Below are 1188 nucleotides of genomic sequence, written 5' to 3'. Positions count from 1 at the left end.
GCCCTGACCGACCTCACCGACGTGCCGGAGCTCCTCACCCTCGGGGCTATGCCGCAGTACGAGGCCAGGTGGTCGTGGTCCGGGAACCTCCCGATGTCGACCGACACCGCGAGCTGCGCCGCGGTCCTCGGGCCGATGCCGGGCACGGTGAGCAGGCACGCGTAGGTCTCGTCGCCCTCGAGCAGCGCCGCCGTCTCGGCCTCGAGGGCCCCGGCCTCGTCGAGGGCCTCCGATATCCGGGCGGCCAGGAACCTGACCTGCCTGTTCTCGGCCTCGACGAGCGCCGGCGGGGGCGCGGTGGAGGCGGCCGCGGACTCCCCGGCGGCCTCGGCCCGCGGGCCCCCGGCCCCGGAGCGGGCGATCCCCCACGCCCCGCCGAACCCGGCGAGCAGCTCAAGCCACCGCCGGTCCGACAGGTCGACCGCGGCCTCGAGGGCCGGGCAGGACTCGAGCAGCACCGCGCGCAGGCGGTTCTTGTCCCTGGTCGCGCAGGCGACGACGTGGTCGCGCTGCGACGAGAGGGCGCGGGCGGCCTCGAGGGCCTCGCCGCGGCCCGGGACCCCCGACAGGGAGTCCGGCACGCCCAGGGCGGTCCGCGCGATCACCGCGGCGTCGCGCTCGTCGGTCTTGGCCTCGCCGGCGAACAGGCCCGCGGCGCGGCTGGCGGCGAGCCCGGGCAGGTAGGCGACCCCGAGCCCCGCGGCGCGGGCCCGCCTCACGGCGAGGGACCCTATGTTGCGGAACTGGTCGACGACGACGAGCGTGCCGGCGGGCGCGGAGGCGAACAGCGCGTCGAGCTCGGCCTCCCTGTTGCGGACGGGGGCGCTGGCCAGCACCTCCCCGTCGCGGTCGATCAGGCAGGCCCAGTGCGACGACTTGCCGACGTCCAGGCCGAGCACGGCCGCGGGTCTGGTGGATGGCGCTTTCACGGTGGTATCCTTCCGGTAGTCGTTCGACCGGATGGCCTCCCCCTCGGCACTCACATTACCAGCCGCGGCACCTGCCCGGCACTTTCCTATCAGCCGTCGGGGGCGGCGCGTCCCGCGCCGGCAGCACCCAACTGGCCCTCTCGGGGGCAGGGACGTTCGGCCGTGCGCGGGCGCCCGGTCGGCGGCCCGTTCTGGGCGCGCCTCAATCGTAGCCCGAGACGGTCCCGGGCTGACAATTTCGACTGTAATGGACGTTCTT

1 protein-coding gene is annotated in these 1188 nt (G+C 75.3%); it reads right to left on the bottom strand.

Features of this window, described 5'->3' with window-relative positions; translation table 11 throughout:
• Nucleotides 1-929, bottom strand: a 929-nt coding sequence (locus AB5Z20_RS09830) for an IS110 family transposase (RefSeq protein WP_368157180.1), incomplete at its 3' end; no start/stop codon positions are given.
• Nucleotides 930-1188 lie beyond the last annotated feature (259 nt).

It is taken from the genome of Collinsella aerofaciens, from assembly GCF_040910245.1.
Taxonomy (GTDB): Bacteria; Actinomycetota; Coriobacteriia; order Coriobacteriales; family Coriobacteriaceae; genus Collinsella.
This window is presented reverse-complemented; position numbering and strand designations above follow the sequence as displayed.